The following is a 21,669-nucleotide window of genomic DNA, read 5'->3' as shown; positions in this document are numbered from 1 at the left end:
ACTCGTGCCTGAGAAGTAACCTAAATCCTAATAGAACTATAGTTTTTCTGCTCTACTTAACTTTTTAACAATGGCAGACGCGCTATTGTCGGCATACATGCCATAGGCATTTACCACAACGCCTTTCATATTATATTTGGGAGAGGAGATGGCATAAACAATCATTTCATCTCCAGGATCTGTCATGCCTTCAAATCTGTGGATTTCGTCAATTTCAAAGTCGTCTGGCGACAGTTGTATGGAAGTTTTGTGGCAAACCAAACATTCATCATCGGTCATTAAAGAAAAATTAGTTGTATATCCTCGTTGAAGTAGGTCGTTTGTGGCCTCGCTTACGGTATCGTAACTTTTTTGTTGCATGCCTATATTCTTTTAATTACTATTTAATTTTTGTGTTTCACCGTTAAAAACCAATTAATTTACAATAACCAGTTTGGTCACCAATACCGGCTTCAATAATGTTTATTATACTCAAACTTAATAAAACCCAATGAGACCGATGTTTTACCTAACATTTAAATACCTGTTCCTATAGAAAGGGTGTTTACTTAGCTGGCTGGGATTCTAATTGTTTCCCTATAAAATTACTAAAAAAATAGGTTTTAAAAATGGAAAATCATTAATATCTTAGAATTGTTCTAAATAAATTAATTTGACTATTGCTAATATGTCATAACAATACAAGATGGCATATTTATTGCCCGTTTTTCGCTCTAAACTAAGGTTGTCCCTTCACTTTACAAATCATTTCATGCAGCATTATAAAAATAAAACGAAAACGTCCGAGGACAAAAAAAAGAAAGTTACTATAGCTCAGGCTTTTAAAACCATAATTTGGCCAAGACGAAACCTGGTTTTTATAGGATTGATTCTTATTGTTTTAAGTCGCTTGTCAAGTCTGGTTTTACCGTGGAAGAGTAAGGCTTTATTAGATGATGTGATTCCAAATAAAGACTACGACCAACTGTACAATTTGCTATTAATAGTAGGAATTGCCATTTTGGTGCAATCCATAACTTCTTTTTTACTCACTAAAATATTAAGTGTTCAAGCCCAATATTTAATTAGTGAATTACGGGCTCAAGTACAAAAGAAGGTGCTTTCCTTGCCCATTAGATTTTTTGATAACACCAAATCTGGGGAATTAGTTTCTAGAATCATGACCGATGTGGAAGGTGTTAGAAACTTGATTGGTACTGGGTTGGTGCAAATGGTAGGAGGTACTATTACAGCAGTTATTTCATTAATTTTGTTGGTAAACATTAGTTTATCTATGACACTATTTGTTCTGGTTCCCGTGGCTATTTTCGGAGTTATAGCCTTAAAGGCCTTTGGGTATATCCGACCAATTTTTAGAAAGCGAGGAGTTATTAACGCACAAGTTACTGGCCGTCTTACAGAAACTTTGGCAGGTGTTCGCGTTATAAAAGCATTTAATGCTGAAGAGCAAGAAAATAAAGCCTTTGAAGAAGGCGTAGAGAGACTTTTCCAAAACGTTAAAAAAAGTCTGACAGCTACGGCCATAATGACCAGTACTTCTACTTTTTTATTAGGAATTGCTTCTACAGGAATTATGGGAATTGGAGGTTACAAAATTATGATGGGTGAATTGACCGTGGGGGATTTCTTGTCCTTCACCTTGTTATTAGGGTTTATGATTGCGCCCATCGTGCAAATGAGCAATATAGGAAGTCAGCTTACCGAAGCCTTGGCAGGACTTGATAGAACAGAAGAATTGATGAATATGACTACTGAAGAAGATTCAGAAAACAGAACCATCATTCTAGATAAAATAGATGGCCATTTAGAATTTAAAGATGTGTCCTTCCAATATGAAGAAGATAAAGAAGTGTTGCACAATATTGATTTTACGGCACCTCCTGGCTCGGTAACAGCCTTAGTTGGAAGTTCAGGCTCAGGAAAATCGACCATTGCTGGTTTGGTGGCTACTTTTTTAAATCCGAAATCTGGAATGGTCACTATAGATCATCAGGATTTATCCAAAGTAAATCTAAGTAGTTATAGACAGCATTTAGGAGTTGTTTTACAAGATGAATTTTTATTTGAAGGTACCATTCGAGAAAACATACTTTTCCCTAAACCCAATGCGTCAGAAGAAGAACTTCAACACGCTGTAAAAGCAGCTTATGTCAATGAGTTTACTGATAGGTTCGATGACGGCCTAGACACCTTAATTGGCGAACGAGGCGTCAAACTCTCTGGAGGACAACGTCAGAGATTGGCCATTGCAAGAGCTATTTTGGCAGATCCGAAGATTATTATTCTAGATGAGGCCACTTCTAATTTAGATACGGAGAGTGAAGGCTTGATTCAGAAAAGTTTATCCGAATTAACTAAAAACAGAACCACTATAGTTATTGCCCACAGATTAAGTACCATAAAAAAAGCAGATCAAATTTTAGTGGTGGAAGCGGGTCGTATTGCAGAGCGAGGTTCGCACGAGGAGTTAATTGCAAAGCAAGGCCGATATTTCGACCTCTATACCTATCAAGCAAAAATATAAATAAAGTATCTTTGTTAACAATTAAATAAATTATGCCTTTTAAAAAATTAATCGATCCACTTCAAGAAGCTCTTAAAAAACAAGGGTTTGAAACTCCTTTGCCCTTTCAGAAAAAAACACTTTCAAAAATTAAGTCTGGTTCCCATTTGTTTGGAATTGCACCAAAAGGTTCTGGAAAAACCACAGCTTTGATTCTAGGTGTGATTCAGAAATTAAATGGCGAAGCTTTTGAAGATGCGCCACGAGCCATCATTTTTGTTCGGGATAAGGAAGCTGTTTTAGAGTTGGAAAGCGAATTTAAAAAGTTTACAGCAAAAACAGATTTGCGTTTATATGGCGTATACGAAGAGCACAATATAGACATACAACGCGACGAACTTTTCAACGGAATCGATATTTTAATTACCACTCCTAAGCGTTTTAATAAGTTATTTTTTATGAACAACGTAAACGTTAGACAACTACAAATGTTTATAGTTGATGATGCCGAATTTTTGTTTAGAGGCACGCATTTAAGCGATGTGTCTAGGCTACCTGAGAGTTTAGAGAGATGTCAATATCTTGTTTTTTCAACAAAATATGACGAACGTTTTGATAGATGGCAGGAGAAATTCATGTTTCATCCACAAATGGTTTCCATGAAATAAAACCTCTTGCTTTTATAGAACTGTTCTTAAATATGTATCTTTATATCCACTAAAACTTGCTTTGATATGAGAACCGTAAAAGCTTATGCTGCTTTAAGTTCAGGCTCCAAATTAGAAACATTTACCTACCAACTTCCTGAATTAGCTTCAGATCAAGTCGATATAAAAATTCATTATTGTGGGCTTTGTCATTCCGATTTAAGCATGCTTAACAATGATTGGGGCACGACCAAATATCCTCTCGTTCCAGGACATGAAATCGTGGGAGAGATTGTAGCTCTTGGCAAAGAAGTAAAAAATCTAAAAATAGGTGATAAAGTAGGTTTGGGCTGGTTTTCCGGATCCTGTATGCACTGCAACCAATGTATGGATGGCAGTCAGCATTTATGTCAAACTGCCGAGCAAACCATTGTTGGAAGACATGGTGGTTTTGCAAATTATATACGCAGTCATTGGTCTTGGGCCATAGCTTTGCCAGACGGTATCGATTTAGCCAAAGCAGGACCTTTACTTTGTGGAGGAATTACGGTTTTTAATCCTATTTTTTTAGCCAATGTAAAACCTACAGATCGTGTGGGAGTTATTGGTATTGGAGGATTGGGCCACATGGCTATAAAATTCTTAAAAGCATGGGGTTGCGAGGTTGTAGCCTTTTCTTCACATCCAGATAAAGAAGCACAAATTTTAAAAATGGGAGCTTCTAAAGTCATAGATTCCACCAATCCAGAAGCTTTAAAAAGTATTCATGGACGTTTGAATTTTATATTAAACACAACAAATGTTACTTTAGATTGGAATTCCTATTTAAAAACCTTGGCACCAAAAGGTCATTTCCATACCGTAGGAGGTGTTTTAGAACCTATGGCCATTCCAGCATTTTCATTAATAGGTGGCGAAAAATCCGTTGGAGGAAGTCCTTTGGGAGGTATTGTTTTAACTAGAACCATGTTAGAATTTTGTGTAAGGCATAATATTTATCCAACCGTTGAAGAGTTTAAACTGGAAGATGTCAATCAAGCCATAGCGCATTTAGAAAATGGAAAAGCGAGATATAGAATTGTTTTAAAAGTATCCTAAATTTAAAAGATGACACCATTAATTTCCACAGAAGATAAATTAAAAGAACGTATCAAGGAATTAACTTGTTTATACAACGTGAGCTCCTTTATTGCCAACTCCGATTTAGATAATTTGGAACCTACATGGCATGCCATTGCCTACAGTTTGCAAGAAGCCATAAGAAATCCGAAGGAAGCTTCGGTAGAACTTAAAATTGAAGATGAAATTATTTCTGCAGGAAAACATTCTTCGGAAAATGTATATATTATTTCTGCTATAAAAACCTTTAACATTCCTATTGGCTCCATAAAAGTAGGATATACAAAATCAAAATATAACGAGAATGTTTTTTTAAATGAAGAGATCCGACTGTTAAACAAAATTGCATTAGAAATTGGAAATCTGTTTGAAAGAAAACAAATTATAGAAAGCGAAGCCTTAACCAGAAGACAGATCGAACGGGCAGATAGATTGGGGATTTTGGGCGAGATTACAGCAGGAATCGCGCATGAATTGAACACGCCCTTAGCAAACATTCTGGGTTATACCGAGTTGTTGAAGGATGAATTTAAAGGCAATCTACCAGTTTTAAAAGATTTAGATAAAATAATCAATAGTGCTATCTATTCCAGGGAAGTTGTTAAAAAACTTATGTTTTTTTCCTGCGATATGCCCCACCAAATGGAATTTTTAAACATCGTTCCTATTATAGAAGATGCTATTGGACTTCTAAATCCTAATTTCACTAAAAAGGATATTCACTGTCATGTTGAAATAGAAAAAGAAGAAATTCTCTTGCGTGTGGATGCCATTCAACTCACGCAAGTTATTTTTAACTTGGTTATTAATGCTATTTATTTTTCACCGGAAGACGGACATATTCATGTGGAAGTTTCAGATACGGAAAAAATGGTTATTTTAAAAATATCGGACCAAGGTCCTGGAATTAAAATGGACAGCTCGGAAAACATATTTAATCCGTTTTTCACCACAAAACCAGTAGGAGAAGGATCTGGTCTTGGTTTAAGCGTGGTACATGGAATTGTTAAAAGTCATAAAGGCACCATTGTTTTTGAACCAAACAAACCTAAAGGCACTATTTTTATCATTAAGCTACCTAAAAATTAATCGATGAGTCTAAAAAAGGAAAATATATTATTGGTCGACGACGATATTCATATTTTAGAACTTATCCAACGTCACTTACAATCTTTAAATTATCATACCTATAAAGCCATCTCTGTAAAAGAAGCTATAGAGATTTTAAAGGACAAGAACATAGATTTGTTAATAACAGACCTTAAAATGCCGGGAGTCGATGGTTTGGAGCTCGTAAAATACGTGTCTGAGCATTATCCTGAAATCCCTAAATTGGTAGTTACTGGGTATCCATCTGTTGATGGCGCTTTAGAGGCTATGAAATCTGGCGTTATGGACTATTTAACCAAACCCTTTACCAAAGACGAACTAAAAAAAGCCGTATCTAAATCCTTAGAATTAAAACCTCAAAAACACATTCCCGAAAAAACTGATAAGACAGAAGATGCTGTTTCTTTTGGCGAGCTAATAGGGAAATCTGAGGCTATAAATAGAGTCACTGAAATAATAGAACGCGTAAAAAACAATAAAGCAACCGTTTTTATTACTGGCGAAAGTGGTACAGGAAAGGAATTGGTAGCTCGTTCTATCCATTATTTAGGTAAATATGCCAGAGCTCCTTTTATTCCTGTTAATTGTGGTGCCATTCCAGAAAACTTACTGGAAGCAGAATTGTTTGGGTACACCAAGGGTTCTTTTACAGGTGCTACCGAAAATAGAAACGGATTCTTTCAGGCAGCCAATAAAGGCACCTTGTTTTTAGATGAAATAGGCAATGCCTCCATGGCCACCCAATTAAGACTTTTAAGGGTTTTACAAGAAAAGGAAGTGACCAGGTTGGGATCTCAGAAAGTTGAAAAAATTGATGTTAGACTTATCGCAGCCACCAACATAGATTTAAAAGAACTTATAAAAAAAGATAAATTTAGAGAAGACTTATACTATAGGTTAACCGTTGTACAAATTCATGTGCCTCCCTTGCGAGAGCGATTGGAAGATGTGGCCATGTTAACCGAAAAGTTTTTGTTTAAGTATGGTGTTGAATATAAAGACCGTTTGATTAATATTTCGCCAGAAGCTTTACAGATATTAGAACGTTATTCGTGGCCTGGTAATATTCGTGAGTTGGAAAATGTACTGCAACAAGCAATTATTATGTGCGATAAACAAGTAGAGGTGAAGGATTTGCCTGAATATTTGAAATATAAAATTGATTTTCCAAACGAAAGCGAACTTCTACCTTTAAAGGACGTGGAGAAGAATCATATTTTAAAAGTATTAAAAGCCACGAACAACAATAAAACACAAGCGGCAAAAATTCTTCAAATAGATAGGAAAACATTAAGTGAAAAAATTAAATAACCCTAAATTACAGGGAGTATATACCTCAAGTGGGTAAAAATTACTCAGTTGTCGTATTTGTTGTAAAACACAAATAAAATACAATCACTTCATAAACAAGGTGTTAAGGCGTTTTGTTTAAAACATTTAAAAGACTGGCACGAGAGTTGCCCTAAGTAGTACAGATTATAAAAACTAATTTATGACCACTACGGATAGAAGTTTATGTAAGACATGCAAGTACGTAGATTCTTGTAGTTTAACATTAAACAAAAACTTTATTTGGTCTTGTAGTGAATATAAATTAGATAAGGACTTCGAACAAAATAATCAACCCCAAACATTAACAAAAGAGTTCAAATTTGTATCAAAGAAAAATAGATCTAAAGAACTTAATTAAATTAAATACAAATGGCATTAACAAAAGAAGTGAAAAAAGAACAACCAAAGCAGGGCATGTTAGAGAATGTTATGGAGCAGTTTAATCATGCTGCAGATTTGGTTGACCTTAACCCAAATATCAAAAAGATACTTGCGGTTACAAACAATGAATTAATCATTCATTTTCCAGTAAGAATGGATAATGGTGAAGTGGAAGTTTTTAAAGGCTACCGAGTTCAACATAACAATGCACTAGGTCCATACAAGGGAGGTTTAAGATACCACCCAACTATCGACATCGACTCTGTAAAGGCATTGGCTATGTGGATGACTTGGAAAACGTCGTTAGCTGGTTTGCCTTATGGTGGAGCTAAAGGTGGTATCCAAATTGATCCAAACAAATATTCACTTTCTGAGTTAGAGCGTATTACAAGACGTTTTACGTATGCTTTAGGTGAAAACATCGGACCGGAACATGATATTCCTGCACCAGATGTTAATACCAACTCGCAAACAATGGCTTGGATTGCAGATACGTACATGTCTACTAAATCGCCATCTGAACGTTCTAAAAACCAACACGTAGTAACAGGAAAACCTGTTGGATCTGGAGGATTGGAAGGGCGTGATAGAGCTACTGGTTTTGGTGTGTACTTAAACATCAAATTTTGGGCAGAACATAAAAACATCGATTTAAAAGATAAAACTTTTATTGTTCAAGGTTTTGGAAACGTAGGCTACTGGGCTGCACATTTCTTGGAATTGGACGGAGCTAAATTAGTAGGTGTTCAAGATGCTTTTGGTTCTATTGCAAATCCAGAAGGATTAGGAGCTGAAAACTTAACAGAATATATTAAAGGCAACCACGGAAGCCTTGTTGGATACTCTAACGGAAAAGCAATAAATAAAGAAGATTTCTTTAGCTTAGATTGCGATATCTGTATTCCAGCTGCTTTAGGAAACCAAATTACTGAAGAAAATGCAAATAATATCAAAGCTTTTTTAGTTGCAGAAGGGGCAAATGGACCAACCACTGTAGAAGCAGAAAAAATATTATTAGACCGCGGAGTTGCTATTATTCCAGACATTTTATGTAATTCGGGAGGTGTTATTGGAAGTTATTTTGAATGGCTACAAAACAGAAACGGTGAACTTTGGGAACTAGATGAAATTCTAGAAAAAATTACCAAGAAATTGGCTGAGGTTTTTAGAAGAGTATTAAAAACATCACAGGAAAAAGAACTGGACATGCGTTCTGCAGCTTATGTAATAGCTATCGAGCGTATTGAAAAAGCTTATATCCAAAGAGGTATTTTCCCATAATTGATAATTTAATTTTTTTATTATGAAATACGGAAGTTTAATATTAGAAAAGAAGGAGTTCGTGACTTTAAAACGACTTCTAAGCTTATCAGGAAATCATAAAGATGCGTCAAGAAAAAATTCGGTTCTAAGATTGCAAAATGAGTTAGAGTCTGCAATTGTTTCTGATGAAGAGGAGATGCCAGAGGATGTGATTAGATTTAATTCTGAAGTTACTGTCATATCAGGTGATGGCTGGGAGAATAACTTTCAACTAGTATCACCAACAGAGAGCAATTATTCTGATAAAAAATTATCTGTATTAACTGCTATGGGTTTAGCTGTCATGGGTTATGCACAAGGCGATGTTATTGACTGGGAATTTCCTGGAGGAGCAAAGTCTCTGGAAATTAAAGAAGTGAAACAAGTAAAAGTAGAAAGTAATCAAATCAAATAATAAAATGGAATTAAATACGTTTTTTTCGCATGATACAGATGAAGAGATTATCCAAGCAAAGCGATTGCAAGATCTAAATATTTGGATTTCTCACCTAAGTTATATAACCAACGAATGCGATTGGTTAACTAAAATAGCATCTAATAAAATTGGTGATAAAGTTTTAAGAGACCAACTTTTAGAGAAAAATGAGCTTAATTCGGCTTTACTGAGCGAACTATATAACTATAAAACTTCTATAGATAGTTTTCGTGAATGTGATGATTTGGAATGCGATTTGTTTTATATCAATCAGCATGGCATTATTTGTGCTAAATATGTGAAACACATTGAAGATTATAGAATTATAAAAAGTGAAGTTTATTTAAAAATTTTGGATTAAATACATTAGTTTGTTAGTTTGTATTTAAATAGCCACGGGAACATAGGTTCTTGTGGCTATTCTAATTTAACATAAATAACAGCTTTTGGTAAAGTTTAATTAACATACAATCAAGTAAATAGTATTGATTTTGCAATAAAAAACATGGAGTTATTTTTATTAAGTTTTGGAGCCCTTTTTTCGATAATGAACCCTTTAGGCACGGTTCCCATCTTTGTTGGATTAACTAATGATTATTCGAAAAAAGCAAGAGCAGTAACTGCTTTTTGGACGGCTATTGATGTTTTAGCCATCTTGTTATTGTCCTTTTTCGTGGGAAAGTTTATCCTGTCCTTTTTCGGAATTAGCTTAAACGCTTTAAAGATTGCTGGAGGACTTATTATTGCAACTTCTGGTTTTGCATTATTAACAGGTAAGTTTAGAGAACACAAGGGAATTAAACGAGATCGCGTAAAAGAAATTATTGAAAATAGAGATCCGATATCGTTAACGCCTTTAGCCATACCTATGTTGGCTGGCCCTGGAACTATCTCTCTGTTGATTGCTTATAATCAAGAATACAAATTAACTGAAGAAATCTTAATTATTGTGGGTGCCATTTTTGCGGCGTCCTTGGCTATTTATTTTATTTTAAAAAGTGCACATTTAATTGTGAAATTCCTAGGAGACTCCGGAATTAACGCTCTATCAAGAATTATTGGATTTATCGTTATTGCTATTGGAGTGGAGTATATTATAAGCTCGGTGGTGTCTATACTATCCACTATATGATAAGTCGTACATCTCCAAGTTCTTGGATTCTATATGGAAATTTATCTCCAGGAGATCCAATAAACATGAAATTTATTGGAATTTGATATTTTTTGGATAACTCCTTAATTTTATCAGGATCGAAATGACCTTGCTCTTCAACAAATTCTATATGAATATTTGGGTACGCCCGATCTAAAACATCTATATCTGTTTTTAAATTTGGTGGTACAAAAAAACCAGGTTGCAAAACAGCAACAATTTTAAGCCGTCTCGTATGTTCGTTTTTAATAATATATAAGATGGCTTTGTTAATAGTTGAAGCATTGTCATGATTGGTGAAAAACACAAATTCTTGACTATTAATACGTCTTATTTTATTTTGAACAAACTTATTGATGTTCTTAAAAACAGGCGTATTCGAAGGAATGAAATAGGCCAATAAACCTAAGAACATTTTTAGGATTCGGATTCTATAGAGCATAAAAATAACTACTAGAGAGGTAGGAATTAAATACTGGCTAAAGATGCTTAAATACGGCGGATTTAAAACCATATTTCCCAAAAGAGCTAATAGCACGCCAACAATTCCAAAAAACAAAGCTCCAATACTAGCTTTCTCTGGTCGGGGTAAATGCTTTCTATTTATTTTCAGTAAAATATTCCCAATTGCAAATAAAATCATAACACTTAAAAAAGCAATGGTATAAACACCTGCCAAGGCTTTTAGATTACCATGTGTAAAAAGTAAAATGGTAACACAAAGAATAAAAAAACAAATAAAAATAATGTATGAACTACCTTTTTTATTCTTTTTTATTAGGAATTTAGGAAGGATTCGATCCAAAGTCATGCGTTCTACTAAGCCCCCAACGCCAACAAATGATGTTAAAACGGCCCCACTTAATACTAAAACGGCATCTATTGAAATAATATAAAACAACCAATTTCCTCCAGAAGTTTGTCCCATAAAGGACAGTAAGGTTTCGCTGTTGGTGTCAATACTGGCCATAGGTAAAATAGCCAAAGCCAAAAATGCGATTAAGGGATTAAAAATGGTAACAATAATCCACATATTTCTAAGTGTTTTTGGAAATACGCCATCTTGTTGTTCTTCTACATAGTTGGCCGAACTCTCAAAGCCACTTATCCCAAGCATGGCTGCAGCAAACCCGAAGAATAGGGCAGTAGTGATGCTGCCTTCGATGGGATTTTTAAAATTGACAAACAGATTGTCCAATCCGTTTCGAAACAAGAACACCCCACAAAACAAGCACAAAAGCGTTAAAGAGCTCAGATGAAAAATAAATATTCCAGTGGCTACTTTCGACGATTCGCCAATTCCTAAAATCACAATGACCATAAAAACAGCTAATAGTCCAATAGTGGTATAAATTACAGGAATACTATGCCATAAGCTGTGTGCATATTTAATCGATTCGCTGGCGGAAATAACGGCTGTTGCCATATAGGATAAAACCGTTAAGGTAGCAGCAAAGGAAGCCGTGGATTTCTTGGTGGTATTTAATAAGGCGTTGTATGCACCACCATTTAATGGAAGAGCGCCAACAACTTCTCCATAGATTTTTCGAAATAAATAAAGTATAGCGGCCACCATTAATAAGGAAATCCAAGCATATTGTCCAGCGTAAACAATGGCCAAGCCAGAAACATATAAACAGGATGAACTTATATCGTTACCACAAATAGCAGTTGCAGCTAATTCATTTAAACGCTTTTTCATCTTTAAGTTTATTAGAATAGGTACTTAAAGGTAGAAAATTAATAAGGATTTTTTTTACAAGTTGGCGTTAAATATTTTATAATGGAATATTTCCATGCTTGCGTTTAGGTTTGGTTACTTCTTTGTTTTCCAGCATAGAAAAGGCCTTAATCAATTTGCGTCTGGTGTCTTTTGGCAAAATAACTTCGTCTATAAAACCACGTTCTGCTGCGCTGTATGGATTGGCAAATAAGTCGGCATATTCGGCTTCCTTTTCTTTCCATTTCGCTTCTTGATCCTTGGCAGCATTAATTTCTTTTTTAAAGATAATTTCAGCGGCACCTTTAGCTCCCATAACAGCAATTTCGGCACTTGGCCATGCAAAGTTCATGTCGGCCCCAATGTGTTTGGAGTTCATTACATCATAAGCGCCACCATAAGCTTTTCTAGTAATAACCGTTACTCTTGGAACGGTTGCTTCACTAAAAGCATATAATAATTTAGCGCCATGGACGATAATACCATTCCATTCTTGGTCTGTTCCCGGTAAAAATCCTGGTACATCTTCCAATACTAAAAGAGGAATGTTAAAGGCATCGCAAAAGCGTACAAAACGAGCGGCTTTTTTGGCACTGTTTACATCTAAAACCCCAGCAAGATACATGGGCTGATTAGCAACAATTCCAACACTTCTTCCTCCTAAACGGGCAAATCCAACAAGGATGTTTTCAGCATAGTTTTTATGGATTTCGTAAAACGAGTCTTCGTCGATAATACCAGAAATTACTTGGTGCATGTCGTAAGGTTTGTTGGCATTATCTGGAATAATATCCGACAGGCTTTCTCTTAGCTCGTCTTTTAATTCAAAAGGTAGGAGTGGGGGAGTTTCTGTATTATTTTGAGGTAAATAACTCAACAATCTTTTTATATCTTCTAAACATTCCACATCGTTGGAAGAGGTAATATGTGCTACTCCAGATTTGGTGGAATGTGTACTTGCGCCTCCAAGTTCTTCGGAAGTCACTTCTTCGTTTGTCACTGTTTTAACAACGTTTGGACCTGTAACAAACATATAGCTGGTACCTTCAACCATCATCGTGAAATCTGTCATAGCTGGCGAATAAACAGCGCCTCCTGCACAAGGTCCCATGATGGCAGAAATTTGAGGAATAACTCCCGATGCTTGAACGTTTCTGTAAAAAATATCGGCATAACCTCCAAGTGAGCGAACTCCTTCTTGAATTCTTGCGCCACCCGAATCATTTAGTCCAATTATTGGTGCTCCAACTTTTAGGGCCAAATCCATAATCTTACAGATTTTCTCGGCATGAGTTTCGGATAAAGAACCACCAAAAACAGTAAAATCTTGAGCAAAAATATAAACCAATTTCCCATGGATGGTTCCATAACCTGTCACCACGCCATCGCCATAAAACTTCTGTTTTTCCATGCCAAAGTCTTTGGTTCTATGAGTTACCAAAGTACCAATTTCTTCAAACGAACCATCGTCCAACAGGTAGTTAACACGCTCTCTAGCGGTTAATTTTTTGTTTTTGTGTTGCTTATCTATACGAACTTGTCCACCACCTAAATGAGCTTCAGCTAGTTTTTCGTTGAGGGTTTTTATTTTTGAATTCATTTTTATTGTCTTTTCTTGCAAAGTCGCTAACCTGCCTTTTGGCAGATTGGAGCGCAAAGCTGATTGTGATACTATAATTTGATACCTGTTTCCTGTGACTGAACACTAAATCCTACTTCAAAGGAACTCGTAATAGTTTCTGATCTTCTAAATATTGTTTTAAAGCCAAAGTAGCTGCAATTTTAGCTTCTATTTGTTGGTTCTCCATTAAAGCTTCTGGGGAGTAATATTTTTTTACAAACTGCGTGTCGAAATGTCCCGATCTAAAGGCTTCATGTTGGCATACAAAAGTTCCAAAGGGCAAGGTGGTTTGAATACCTTCTACCTGATAGTTCTCGATGGCTTTAATCATAAGCTCAATGGCTTCGGCTCTAGTTTCGCCATAAGTTATTAATTTAGCAAGCATCGGGTCGTAATAAATGGGCACGTCCATACCTTCTTCAAAACCGTTATCAACGCGAATGTTTTTTCCAACCGGTAATTTATAAACTTCTAAATTTCCGACGCTAGGTAGAAAATCGTTTAAAGGGTCTTCAGCATAAACACGTAATTCTAAGGCGTGACCTTTAATTTTTAAATCTTCTTGTTTTATAGGAAGAGCTTCTCCTCGTGCCACACGAATTTGCAATTCCACCAAATCGGTGCCAGTTATCCATTCGGTAACGGGATGTTCTACTTGCAAACGGGTGTTCATTTCCAAGAAATAGAAATTGAGGTTTTCATCCAATAAAAACTCCACAGTTCCTGCACCAAGGTAGTTACAGGATTTGGCTACTTTTATAGCAGCTTCACCCATTTGCTGGCGTAATTTGGGAGTTAAAACAGATGAAGGAGCTTCTTCTATAACTTTTTGATGGCGACGTTGAATGCTACATTCCCTCTCAAATAAATGAATGATATTACCATGTGAATCTGCCATGACCTGAATTTCAATATGCCTTGGAGAACTCACGTATTTTTCAATAAACACAGAGCCATCGCCAAAAGCATTGACAGCTTCGCTAATGGCGCGTTCCATTTGAGATTCAAATTCTGCTGCTTTCTCAACCACACGCATGCCTTTTCCTCCACCGCCAGCAGACGCTTTTATTAAAATAGGAAAACCAATTTCCTTGGCAATGTTTTTAGCAATGGCAATATCTGTAATGGCTTCGTCCGTTCCAGGAACCATAGGAATATTATAGGCTTTAACTGCTTCTTTAGCAGCTAATTTAGAACCCATAATTTTAATGGCCTTGGATTTAGGACCAATAAATATGATGTTATTTTCTTCGCATAATTCGGCAAAATGTGCATTTTCACTTAAAAAACCATAACCTGGATGGATGGCATCTACTTCTAAATTTTTTGCAACTTCTATAATCTTATCGCCTAATAAATAGGACTGACTAGAAGGCGCTTCTCCAATTAATACAGCTTCGTCTGCATATTTAACATGAGGCGCATGTCTGTCTGCCGTAGAATAAACCGCAACTGTTTTAATGCCCATTTTTTTTGCAGTTCGCATCACGCGAATGGCTATTTCTCCTCTATTTGCTACTAGTATTTTTTTCATTCCCATCCTAACCTTCCCGAAGAGAAGGGGTTTTATTTATTTAGAATAACTATAAGATCTTTTTTACCACGAACCTGTCTTCCAATAGGCAGGTGCACGAATAGTTTTTAATTTAATTATGTATTAGGCACCAAACTCAATTAATAGTTGGTTTTTGTCTACCGTATCCCCTTTGTTCACGGAAATGGATTTGATGACACCATGTCTTGGAGAAGTCAAAACATTTTCCATTTTCATGGCTTCAAGAATTAAAAGCGGATCATTTTCCTTCACTTCTTGTCCAACTTTTACGTGGATATCTAAAATCAATCCAGGCATGGGTGCTTTAATTTCGTTGACTATTTTTGAAGCGCCAACCTCAAAGCCCATATCTTTAATTAGAAGGTCTAAATTGTTAAAGATGTTGATGCTATACGTATTGTTGTTGACTTTTACCTGATATGTTTTTGTATTGAAATGGGAGTTGATCATTTCACAGGTATAAGATTTGTTTTCTTGTAACACATGAAATTCTGAGGAAGAAATTGCAATAGCATCAAGCTTTGAAATTTCTTGGGAAGTGATATCAAAATCGAACTTGGCGTTCACATTCACTTTATAAGATGGACTCATATTTTTTTAATTTGAGATGTAAATATATGAATTAATTAGCTTGATGAAAACTAAATTCCTCGTCTTTGCTAAAGTTATGAACGTGCGGATAAATTCCGAAAACCAATCTCCAATAGGGTTTACAAACCTTTACGCCCTAGACTTTAAAAAACGAATTCTTCTGATGGGCTTTTATCGCTTTGCTAGAAAGATATAGCCCAAGAGCTAAAGAAACAAAAGCACCAATCCAAATTCCAGGAATGAAATCAATAAACAGGAAAAAATCGTAGGCACCATGAAATAGCACGGCTAGAAAAAGTCCTAATAAATTATATTTAGATGGGTTTTTGGCAAATTTTGCTTTTCCCATAAAATAGCCCATAAGCACACCAAAAGTCGCATGAGCTGGAACCGCAGTAAAAGCTCTTAAAACAGCCACATGATATCCACCTTCAATAACATACATGATATTTTCGGTAGCGGCAAAACCCATGGAAACCATAACAGCGTAGATGATGCCATCATAAGGTTCGTTAAATTCTTTATGAGGTTGGGCAAAATAACGGACAATGATGTATTTGCTGAACTCTTCGATGACTGCAACAATAAGAAAGGCTTTAAAGAATTGTTGGACCACACTAAACTCATCGTTTAAAGTGATGAAAATATCTGAACCATAGTACAAAACGGTGGCTATTAAAATACTAACAATAGCACCTAATAGAAAATTGTATAACAACAGTCTACGCGGTTCTTTTTCGTATTCGTCTTTACAATAAACATAGAGAATAATGGCAAGGACAGGAGCAAGGGCAGCGATAAGTAGATTCATAAATCAAAAATAATTAAAAAATAGATACGACTTGCATTCTACTTTCTCTATCTAGAAAAATATAGGCAATGTTCGTAATAAAATGACTTGCTAAAACAGCTATGGCAGCACCTGTAACCTCCCAAACAGGAATTAGTAAATAACATAAAATCACGTTCGACACACAGCCAAGTATAAACCGATAGACGTTTTTTTGTAAATTGCCTGTATTGATTAGATGTTTTTCGTAAATCATGCCTATAAAAACAAATAATGGCGCCCAACAGAAAATCAATAATGGGGTTTTTGCTTCGGCATAGCTTTCTGTAAAATAAATATCTAAAATAGCAGCTCCAAAAAGTGTGTAAAAACCACCAATTAACACTCCTAAAACACACATGATTTTAAACAATTGTTTTATTTTTTTGAAATAAAGCAAGGTGTTATTTTGAAAGGATTCGGCTAAAGAAGGATACAAGGCATTGACAATAGAAAAACCAATATTCCAACTCAAAGCTATGACTAAAAACTGCACACTAGCAAATATTCCATTGGCATGATCTCCAATGAAATACTTTAAAAACAATTCGTCTATGGTAATGTAAAACACAATTAAACCGTTGGAAATTATTAAAGGGAAGGACATCTTCAACAAGGACTTTCCTAAATCCCAAGAAAAGATCCATTGCTTAAATTCAAGCTTTTTATAGTGTTTTAAAATAAGGATATAAATGAAGCCCTGAACGAAGAAATCTAAAGCGATAAGTTTGGCAAAATAAGACACTCCAAACTGATTTTTAACCCCATAATATTGTAAAGCAACAATAATTATTAAACTGATGATTTTGCTAAAGAAAATAATCATAGTCCATTTTTTTGCCAATAAATAGTACTCGAAAACATCGGTAAGTTTAAAGAGATAACTAATGGCAATAATAAAATACAATTCTTTTAGCGGGCTACTTTTGGAAAAATTAAAGTAAACTATAATCCCTATAAAAATAACGATCCAGCTTATAAGACGCAGATAAAAAGCTGTTGCTAAAATAAGCTGACTACGTTTCGGGTTAAATACAATTTCCCTAATGCAGATAGCAGATAATCCTAAAAAGAACAAAGGCGTAAACATGCCCAAAACCGATTCCACAAATTGGAGTTTTCCAATATCGACAGTACCCAACATACTGAAAATTTGAGGAACAATCAGGACTCCTGTAATAAGTTGTATGAGTTTTTCGATGGTAAACCATTTGGTTGCAATAAAATCTTTTTTACTAAAAACCGATGTCATGAAATATGTTTAGGTTTTCAAATATATAAAAACCAACTACCTATTAATGGTTTCAAAGTTTATTATTACTTTCGTTTCTCAAACCACCACATGACTCCAGAGTTTCTTCGTCGCTATTATATTTTGCGTATTATTTCAAACCCTAAAGTTTATGGGGTTGAAAAAAACGGATATGTGCCTTTGGTAGATTTACAAAAGGTTCTGGATCAGTTGCGCGTAGATAATCTTGATGATCTTCTTTACGACAAATTAAATCAGCATAGCCAAAAAACCATTAAGCGTGATTTGGACAAAATTAAGTCCTATTATCAAGCTGTTATTTTGCACAAACGCCATTATGGATATTATGTGGATAGTTATGAAGTAAGCGATGCCTTAAAAGAAGTTTATGAGAAAACGGAGCTTTATCTCTTGCATCATCATGCACATGCATGGAAAGCCTATGTTACTACAGCGCGCAGTTCTTTAGGTTCACAAATAGATTTGGTGCCTCTAATTCATGCCATAGAACAACAGTTTTTAATTGAAATTAATTATCACGGTTGGTACGATGATAATGGTTTTCAAACCATTGCAGGTTTTTTTCAGCCCTTGCACATTAAAGAAATCAACAAGGCTTGGTATTTAATGGCGCATAACGAAACTTATGGTTTTTATGCCTTTTGTTTGGACGATCGGATGAAGTCGTTGTCCATTAGTAAGCAACAGGTAAAGGAGCCTGTGTTTTTTAATCATAAAGCATATTTTAAAAATGTTATCGGCATTTTAAAAACAGAGATGCCAGCAGAATGGATTCATATTCAAGTGGCAAATCATCATTTTAAGTATTTGGAGAGTAATCCCTTGCATCATTCCCAACAAATTGTGGCGCATCCCAAAGAAGTCGATACAGATTCCTTAGATTATAGTAATCCAAATATTTGGGGTGAAATAAAAGTATATTTAGAACCCAACTATGAGTTTTTAATGGATATTTTAAAGTATAATCTTTGGGTAAAGGTGGTGAGTCCGCTGCATGTTAAAGCTTATGTAAAGCATCATTTGGAGTTGATGCTTGGGTATTATGGGTAGATACTTTAGTTGATTTTTATGTTAAAGTTAACAATTCTGATTAATTAGTACGTCTTCCAGAATTCTTATAGTTTTGATTACTTCTTACTTTTTGTTTTCCCAAGTATTTAGCGAAAGTATACATTGTAATTTACAAGTTGTTAATAATCTGTTTTGAAACGGACAGGTTTTGTCTGTTTAGCAAATAGATTTACAATGGAAATTAAAGTATAACCTAAAAATTCAAAAATTTATGGCGACCTACAAATGCAGAACATGTGAGATTTACAAAAACGACACGATAACTTCGCAGCTTAACACAAGTACTGTTTGTAAGACTTTAGAAAATAACACTGAAGTGATTTTTCATAATTGGGAAAAAGTTTCAGAGGAGGATTTGGTTGTTAATTAAGAAACAGATTTTACCCATCATAAAATTACTTTTGAGAAAATAAAACTATGAAGAGAGTCTCATGAAAATCGCTTTTAAAACTTTCTCATAATAGTCGCGGTTTGAAGCCACAAAATAAGAATTGGTATTGCTATTAACCAAGAGGGACTTAAAGGTTTCTACTGTGACTAACTCTAAGGCCTCAACCTCTCCAGGTTGGGGTTTTAATTTTTTAAGTGGAACTTTTAATTCTGCAAGATATGTATGGTGAAATTCATTATCAATAATCCCATTCTCGTAGCTTTGAAAACAAGGGAACACACCAATTTTCTGTAAATCGGTTTCAGAAATGGTTAAACTAATTTCCTCTTGAGTTTCTCTAATAGCTGCCTGTTCTATGGTTTCTCCAGCATCCACATGTCCAGCCACAGAGATATCCCAAAGCAAAGGATAAATGGTTTTTGTGGCAGCGCGTTGTGCCAATAAAATTTGTCCATCCTTGGTGTAAAACCAAATATGGGCTGTGTTGTGGTAATAGCCTTTGCTGTGAATTTTAGACTTTAAGGCTGTTTTACCAGTGGGTTTGCCAGTTTTGGTGACTATGTCTATAAGTTCGTCCATATAAAAATAAAACTATCATTGTAAGCCTGCCTTTATAGGACAAAGAGTCTGGTTGACTCCAGATCAAGAGGCAATCTGTTTATTCAATGATGATAATTTGAAGTTACAGATTGCCACGACCTAAAGGTATCGCAATGACAGCTTAGCTGTTTATTTAAAATACGAAAATGTTTCGCCGTCTTCAATCTTTAAAAGCGTTTCGTAAATAAGTTTAATCACGTTTTCCACATCGTCTCTATGTACCATTTCTACGGTAGTATGCATATAACGAAGCGGTAAGGAAATCAATGCCGAAGCTACGCCACCATTGCTATAAGCAAAAGCATCTGTATCTGTTCCAGTCGCTCTAGAAAGTGCAGAACGTTGGAAAGGAATTTTCTTTTCTTCGGCGGTATCCGTAATTAAATCTCTTAGTTTTTGTTGTACAGCAGGGGCATAGGCAATTACAGGACCTAAACCGATTTCCAAATGACCTTCTTTTTTCATTTCGATCATTGGTGTAGATGTATCGTGCGTCACGTCTGTTACAATAGCTACGTTTGGCTTGATGGTTTGAGTAATCATTTCGGCTCCACGTAAACCAATTTCTTCTTGTACCGAATTGGTAATATATAAACCAAAAGGCAAGGTTATTTTATTTTCATGAAGTAAGCGCGCCACTTCAGCAATCATAAATCCGCCCATTCTGTTGTCTAAGGCACGACATACAAATTTATCGTTATTTAAAATATGGAATTCGTCTGGATACGTAATCACACAACCCACGTGGACTCCCATTTTTTCTACTTCCGCTTTGTCCTTAGCGCCAACATCTATAGTAATATTATCTGGTTTCGGACATTCCTCTTTTGCTTTATCTCTTGTATGAATGGCTGGCCAACCAAAAACACCTTTTACTATCCCTTTCTTGGTGTGGATATTTACCAATTTACTAGGTGCAATTTGGTGATCGCTTCCTCCATTTCTAATCACATAAATTAATCCGTTGTCCGTAATATAGTTTACATACCACGAAATTTCGTCGGCATGTCCTTCAATAACAACTTTAAATTTTGCTTTTGGGTTGATAATTCCAACTGCAGATCCGTAGGTGTCTGTAATAAACTCATCCACATAAGGTTCTAAATACTTCATCCATATTTTTTGCCCTTCCCACTCGTAACCGGTTGGAGCTGCATTGTTTAAATATGTCTCTAAAAAATCCATTGATTTTTTATTTAAAATGCTCTTTTTTGCCATGTTAAATTATTTTGCACTAAAATAATAATATTAATAGTATTTTAGGGTTAATGCTTTGGTAAATTATTAATTTTACCACTGTATTGGAATGATTTTAGATATAATAAGTTGAAAAATATATATTTCCATTTCTATGGAAAATGACTATGAAAAAACTAGTTTACCTACTTGTCTGTTTACCTCTTTTTGCTCAAAGTCAGATAGATTCTCTTGAAACTGATGATCAAGATGTGGAGTATATTTTTTTTGAAGGAGATTCGATTCCACATACTGCTATTAATTTAAATGAAGTGCTACTGCTTCATAAACTTAAATTTGATAGCAATGAGGACCGAAAACGTTATTTAATTTTAAGACGAAAAACCATAAAAGTTTATCCCTATGCCAAATTGGCCGCCGAACGCTTGGAGTCTTTAAACGAACGCATGGCTTCGATTACGAAGAAACGGGATCAGAAAAGATACGCAAAGATTATTCAAAATTATATTGAAGATGAATTTGCTGAAGAACTCAAGAAATTAACAAGAACCGAAGGTCAGATTTTAGTAAAACTTATCTATAGGCAAACTGGCGAAACCACTTTCGATTTAATAAAGAGATTACGAAGTGGATGGCGCGCCTTTTGGTTTAATAGTACGGCAAACTTATTTAATATTTCCCTGAAAGAAGTTTACGATCCAGAGAACGTAAAAGAAGATTATCTAATTGAGGATGTCTTACAACGAAATTTCCAAAGTGGAACATTAGAAAGGCAAGATGCTGCTATAAAATTCGACTTTTTAGAATTATCTGAAAAATGGCTGAAATAAAAAACACA

Annotated in this window: 20 protein-coding genes; 11 read left to right on the top strand and 9 right to left on the bottom strand. The window is 35.2% G+C overall.

Annotation, left to right across the window (positions count from 1 at the left end; translation table 11 throughout):
• Positions 1-36: 36 nt before the first annotated feature.
• On the bottom strand, positions 37-360 hold the full coding sequence (locus VKY47_RS03215; RefSeq protein ID WP_324310305.1) for a phosphoribosylpyrophosphate synthetase: 324 nt from the start codon (positions 358-360) through the stop codon (positions 37-39).
• 391 nt (positions 361-751) lie between these two features.
• On the opposite strand from VKY47_RS03215, the gene VKY47_RS03210 reads away from it, so the two are divergent.
• The 9 genes from VKY47_RS03210 to VKY47_RS03170 all read left to right on the top strand — a co-directional run bounded on the left by VKY47_RS03210 (position 752) and on the right by VKY47_RS03170 (position 9,962).
• On the top strand, positions 752-2,524 hold the full coding sequence (locus tag VKY47_RS03210; protein ID WP_324310302.1) for an ABC transporter ATP-binding protein: 1,773 nt from the start codon (positions 752-754) through the stop codon (positions 2,522-2,524).
• Between the two features lie 32 nt (positions 2,525-2,556).
• A complete protein-coding gene (locus tag VKY47_RS03205) occupies positions 2,557-3,171 on the top strand; it encodes a DEAD/DEAH box helicase (RefSeq protein ID WP_324310300.1) in 615 nt (204 codons plus the stop codon).
• Positions 3,172-3,237: 66 nt separating this feature from the next.
• Positions 3,238-4,248, top strand: a complete 1,011-nt coding sequence (gene ahr, locus VKY47_RS03200; RefSeq protein WP_324310298.1) for an NADPH-dependent aldehyde reductase Ahr — start codon at positions 3,238-3,240, stop codon at positions 4,246-4,248.
• 9 nt (positions 4,249-4,257) lie between these two features.
• Positions 4,258-5,358 carry a sensor histidine kinase gene (locus tag VKY47_RS03195; RefSeq protein ID WP_324310297.1) on the top strand — a complete coding sequence of 367 codons (1,101 nt, stop codon included), beginning with the start codon at positions 4,258-4,260 and terminating at the stop codon, positions 5,356-5,358.
• A 3-nt stretch (positions 5,359-5,361) separates the two neighbouring features.
• Entirely contained in the window at positions 5,362-6,690 is a 1,329-nt protein-coding gene (locus VKY47_RS03190; RefSeq protein WP_324310296.1) for a sigma-54-dependent transcriptional regulator, read from the top strand.
• Between the two features lie 390 nt (positions 6,691-7,080).
• On the top strand, positions 7,081-8,373 hold the full coding sequence (locus VKY47_RS03185) for a Glu/Leu/Phe/Val family dehydrogenase (protein WP_324310295.1): 1,293 nt from the start codon (positions 7,081-7,083) through the stop codon (positions 8,371-8,373).
• A 22-nt stretch (positions 8,374-8,395) separates the two neighbouring features.
• Complete coding sequence (locus VKY47_RS03180) at positions 8,396-8,809, top strand: GreA/GreB family elongation factor (protein ID WP_324310294.1); 414 nt, start codon at positions 8,396-8,398, stop codon at positions 8,807-8,809.
• 4 nt (positions 8,810-8,813) lie between these two features.
• Positions 8,814-9,191, top strand: coding sequence for a hypothetical protein (locus VKY47_RS03175; protein ID WP_324310293.1), 378 nt, complete (start codon positions 8,814-8,816; stop codon positions 9,189-9,191).
• A gap of 144 nt (positions 9,192-9,335) precedes the next feature.
• A complete protein-coding gene (locus VKY47_RS03170) occupies positions 9,336-9,962 on the top strand; it encodes a MarC family protein (RefSeq protein WP_324310292.1) in 627 nt (208 codons plus the stop codon).
• On the opposite strand, the gene VKY47_RS03165 is transcribed toward VKY47_RS03170, so the two are convergent.
• The 6 genes from VKY47_RS03165 to VKY47_RS03140 all read right to left on the bottom strand — a co-directional run bounded on the left by VKY47_RS03165 (position 9,955) and on the right by VKY47_RS03140 (position 17,551).
• Complete coding sequence (locus VKY47_RS03165) at positions 9,955-11,685, bottom strand: APC family permease (RefSeq protein ID WP_324310291.1); 1,731 nt, start codon at positions 11,683-11,685, stop codon at positions 9,955-9,957. The two genes, VKY47_RS03170 and VKY47_RS03165, sit on opposite strands and share 8 nt — an antisense overlap.
• A gap of 76 nt (positions 11,686-11,761) precedes the next feature.
• Positions 11,762-13,303: an acyl-CoA carboxylase subunit beta gene (locus tag VKY47_RS03160; RefSeq protein ID WP_324310288.1), complete on the bottom strand. Its 1,542-nt coding sequence runs from the start codon at positions 13,301-13,303 to the stop codon at positions 11,762-11,764.
• A gap of 112 nt (positions 13,304-13,415) precedes the next feature.
• Positions 13,416-14,858: an acetyl-CoA carboxylase biotin carboxylase subunit gene (gene accC / locus VKY47_RS03155; RefSeq protein ID WP_324310286.1), complete on the bottom strand. Its 1,443-nt coding sequence runs from the start codon at positions 14,856-14,858 to the stop codon at positions 13,416-13,418.
• A gap of 123 nt (positions 14,859-14,981) precedes the next feature.
• Positions 14,982-15,470 (bottom strand): acyl-CoA carboxylase biotin carboxyl carrier protein subunit, encoded by a 489-nt coding sequence (locus tag VKY47_RS03150; RefSeq protein WP_324310284.1) that lies wholly within the window; start codon positions 15,468-15,470, stop codon positions 14,982-14,984.
• A gap of 136 nt (positions 15,471-15,606) precedes the next feature.
• Positions 15,607-16,281 carry a PrsW family intramembrane metalloprotease gene (locus VKY47_RS03145; RefSeq protein WP_324310283.1) on the bottom strand — a complete coding sequence of 225 codons (675 nt, stop codon included), beginning with the start codon at positions 16,279-16,281 and terminating at the stop codon, positions 15,607-15,609.
• A 13-nt stretch (positions 16,282-16,294) separates the two neighbouring features.
• Positions 16,295-17,551, bottom strand: coding sequence for a flippase (locus VKY47_RS03140; RefSeq protein WP_324310280.1), 1,257 nt, complete (start codon positions 17,549-17,551; stop codon positions 16,295-16,297).
• 90 nt (positions 17,552-17,641) lie between these two features.
• Here VKY47_RS03140 and VKY47_RS03135 point away from each other — a divergent pair, with 90 nt between their 5' ends.
• Positions 17,642-18,622, top strand: a complete 981-nt coding sequence (locus VKY47_RS03135; protein WP_324310279.1) for a helix-turn-helix transcriptional regulator — start codon at positions 17,642-17,644, stop codon at positions 18,620-18,622.
• A 436-nt stretch (positions 18,623-19,058) separates the two neighbouring features.
• Here VKY47_RS03135 and VKY47_RS03130 read toward each other — a convergent pair whose 3' ends face one another.
• The gene (locus VKY47_RS03130; protein ID WP_324310277.1) at positions 19,059-19,613 is read right to left on the bottom strand and encodes an NUDIX hydrolase; all 555 of its coding nucleotides are present in this window, start codon (positions 19,611-19,613) and stop codon (positions 19,059-19,061) included.
• A gap of 150 nt (positions 19,614-19,763) precedes the next feature.
• Positions 19,764-20,852, bottom strand: coding sequence for a M42 family metallopeptidase (locus tag VKY47_RS03125; RefSeq protein WP_324310275.1), 1,089 nt, complete (start codon positions 20,850-20,852; stop codon positions 19,764-19,766).
• A 146-nt stretch (positions 20,853-20,998) separates the two neighbouring features.
• Between VKY47_RS03125 and VKY47_RS03120 the strand changes: the two genes are divergently transcribed.
• Entirely contained in the window at positions 20,999-21,661 is a 663-nt protein-coding gene (locus tag VKY47_RS03120; RefSeq protein WP_324310273.1) for a DUF4294 domain-containing protein, read from the top strand.
• Positions 21,662-21,669: the final 8 nt, after the last annotated feature.

Source organism: Xanthomarina sp. (assembly GCF_035306705.1).
In the GTDB taxonomy this organism is placed as follows: domain Bacteria; phylum Bacteroidota; class Bacteroidia; order Flavobacteriales; family Flavobacteriaceae; genus Xanthomarina.
The sequence above is the reverse complement of the archived record's forward strand: the minus strand, read 5'-3'. Positions and strand labels throughout refer to the sequence as shown.

Coding starts and splice junctions, on each gene's coding strand:
- VKY47_RS03140 (WP_324310280.1), bottom strand. CDS start 17,551: ATGACATCGGTTTTTAGTAAAAAAGATTTTATTGCAACCAAATGGTTT.
- VKY47_RS03185 (WP_324310295.1), top strand. CDS start 7,081: ATGGCATTAACAAAAGAAGTGAAAAAAGAACAACCAAAGCAGGGCATG.
- VKY47_RS03135 (WP_324310279.1), top strand. CDS start 17,642: ATGACTCCAGAGTTTCTTCGTCGCTATTATATTTTGCGTATTATTTCA.
- VKY47_RS03125 (WP_324310275.1), bottom strand. CDS start 20,852: ATGGCAAAAAAGAGCATTTTAAATAAAAAATCAATGGATTTTTTAGAG.
- VKY47_RS03175 (WP_324310293.1), top strand. CDS start 8,814: ATGGAATTAAATACGTTTTTTTCGCATGATACAGATGAAGAGATTATC.
- ahr (WP_324310298.1), top strand. CDS start 3,238: ATGAGAACCGTAAAAGCTTATGCTGCTTTAAGTTCAGGCTCCAAATTA.
- VKY47_RS03120 (WP_324310273.1), top strand. CDS start 20,999: ATGAAAAAACTAGTTTACCTACTTGTCTGTTTACCTCTTTTTGCTCAA.
- VKY47_RS03195 (WP_324310297.1), top strand. CDS start 4,258: ATGACACCATTAATTTCCACAGAAGATAAATTAAAAGAACGTATCAAG.
- VKY47_RS03165 (WP_324310291.1), bottom strand. CDS start 11,685: ATGAAAAAGCGTTTAAATGAATTAGCTGCAACTGCTATTTGTGGTAAC.
- VKY47_RS03145 (WP_324310283.1), bottom strand. CDS start 16,281: ATGAATCTACTTATCGCTGCCCTTGCTCCTGTCCTTGCCATTATTCTC.
- VKY47_RS03210 (WP_324310302.1), top strand. CDS start 752: ATGCAGCATTATAAAAATAAAACGAAAACGTCCGAGGACAAAAAAAAG.
- VKY47_RS03170 (WP_324310292.1), top strand. CDS start 9,336: ATGGAGTTATTTTTATTAAGTTTTGGAGCCCTTTTTTCGATAATGAAC.
- VKY47_RS03180 (WP_324310294.1), top strand. CDS start 8,396: ATGAAATACGGAAGTTTAATATTAGAAAAGAAGGAGTTCGTGACTTTA.
- VKY47_RS03150 (WP_324310284.1), bottom strand. CDS start 15,470: ATGAGTCCATCTTATAAAGTGAATGTGAACGCCAAGTTCGATTTTGAT.
- accC (WP_324310286.1), bottom strand. CDS start 14,858: ATGAAAAAAATACTAGTAGCAAATAGAGGAGAAATAGCCATTCGCGTG.
- VKY47_RS03205 (WP_324310300.1), top strand. CDS start 2,557: ATGCCTTTTAAAAAATTAATCGATCCACTTCAAGAAGCTCTTAAAAAA.
- VKY47_RS03160 (WP_324310288.1), bottom strand. CDS start 13,303: ATGAATTCAAAAATAAAAACCCTCAACGAAAAACTAGCTGAAGCTCAT.
- VKY47_RS03190 (WP_324310296.1), top strand. CDS start 5,362: ATGAGTCTAAAAAAGGAAAATATATTATTGGTCGACGACGATATTCAT.
- VKY47_RS03130 (WP_324310277.1), bottom strand. CDS start 19,613: ATGGACGAACTTATAGACATAGTCACCAAAACTGGCAAACCCACTGGT.
- VKY47_RS03215 (WP_324310305.1), bottom strand. CDS start 360: ATGCAACAAAAAAGTTACGATACCGTAAGCGAGGCCACAAACGACCTA.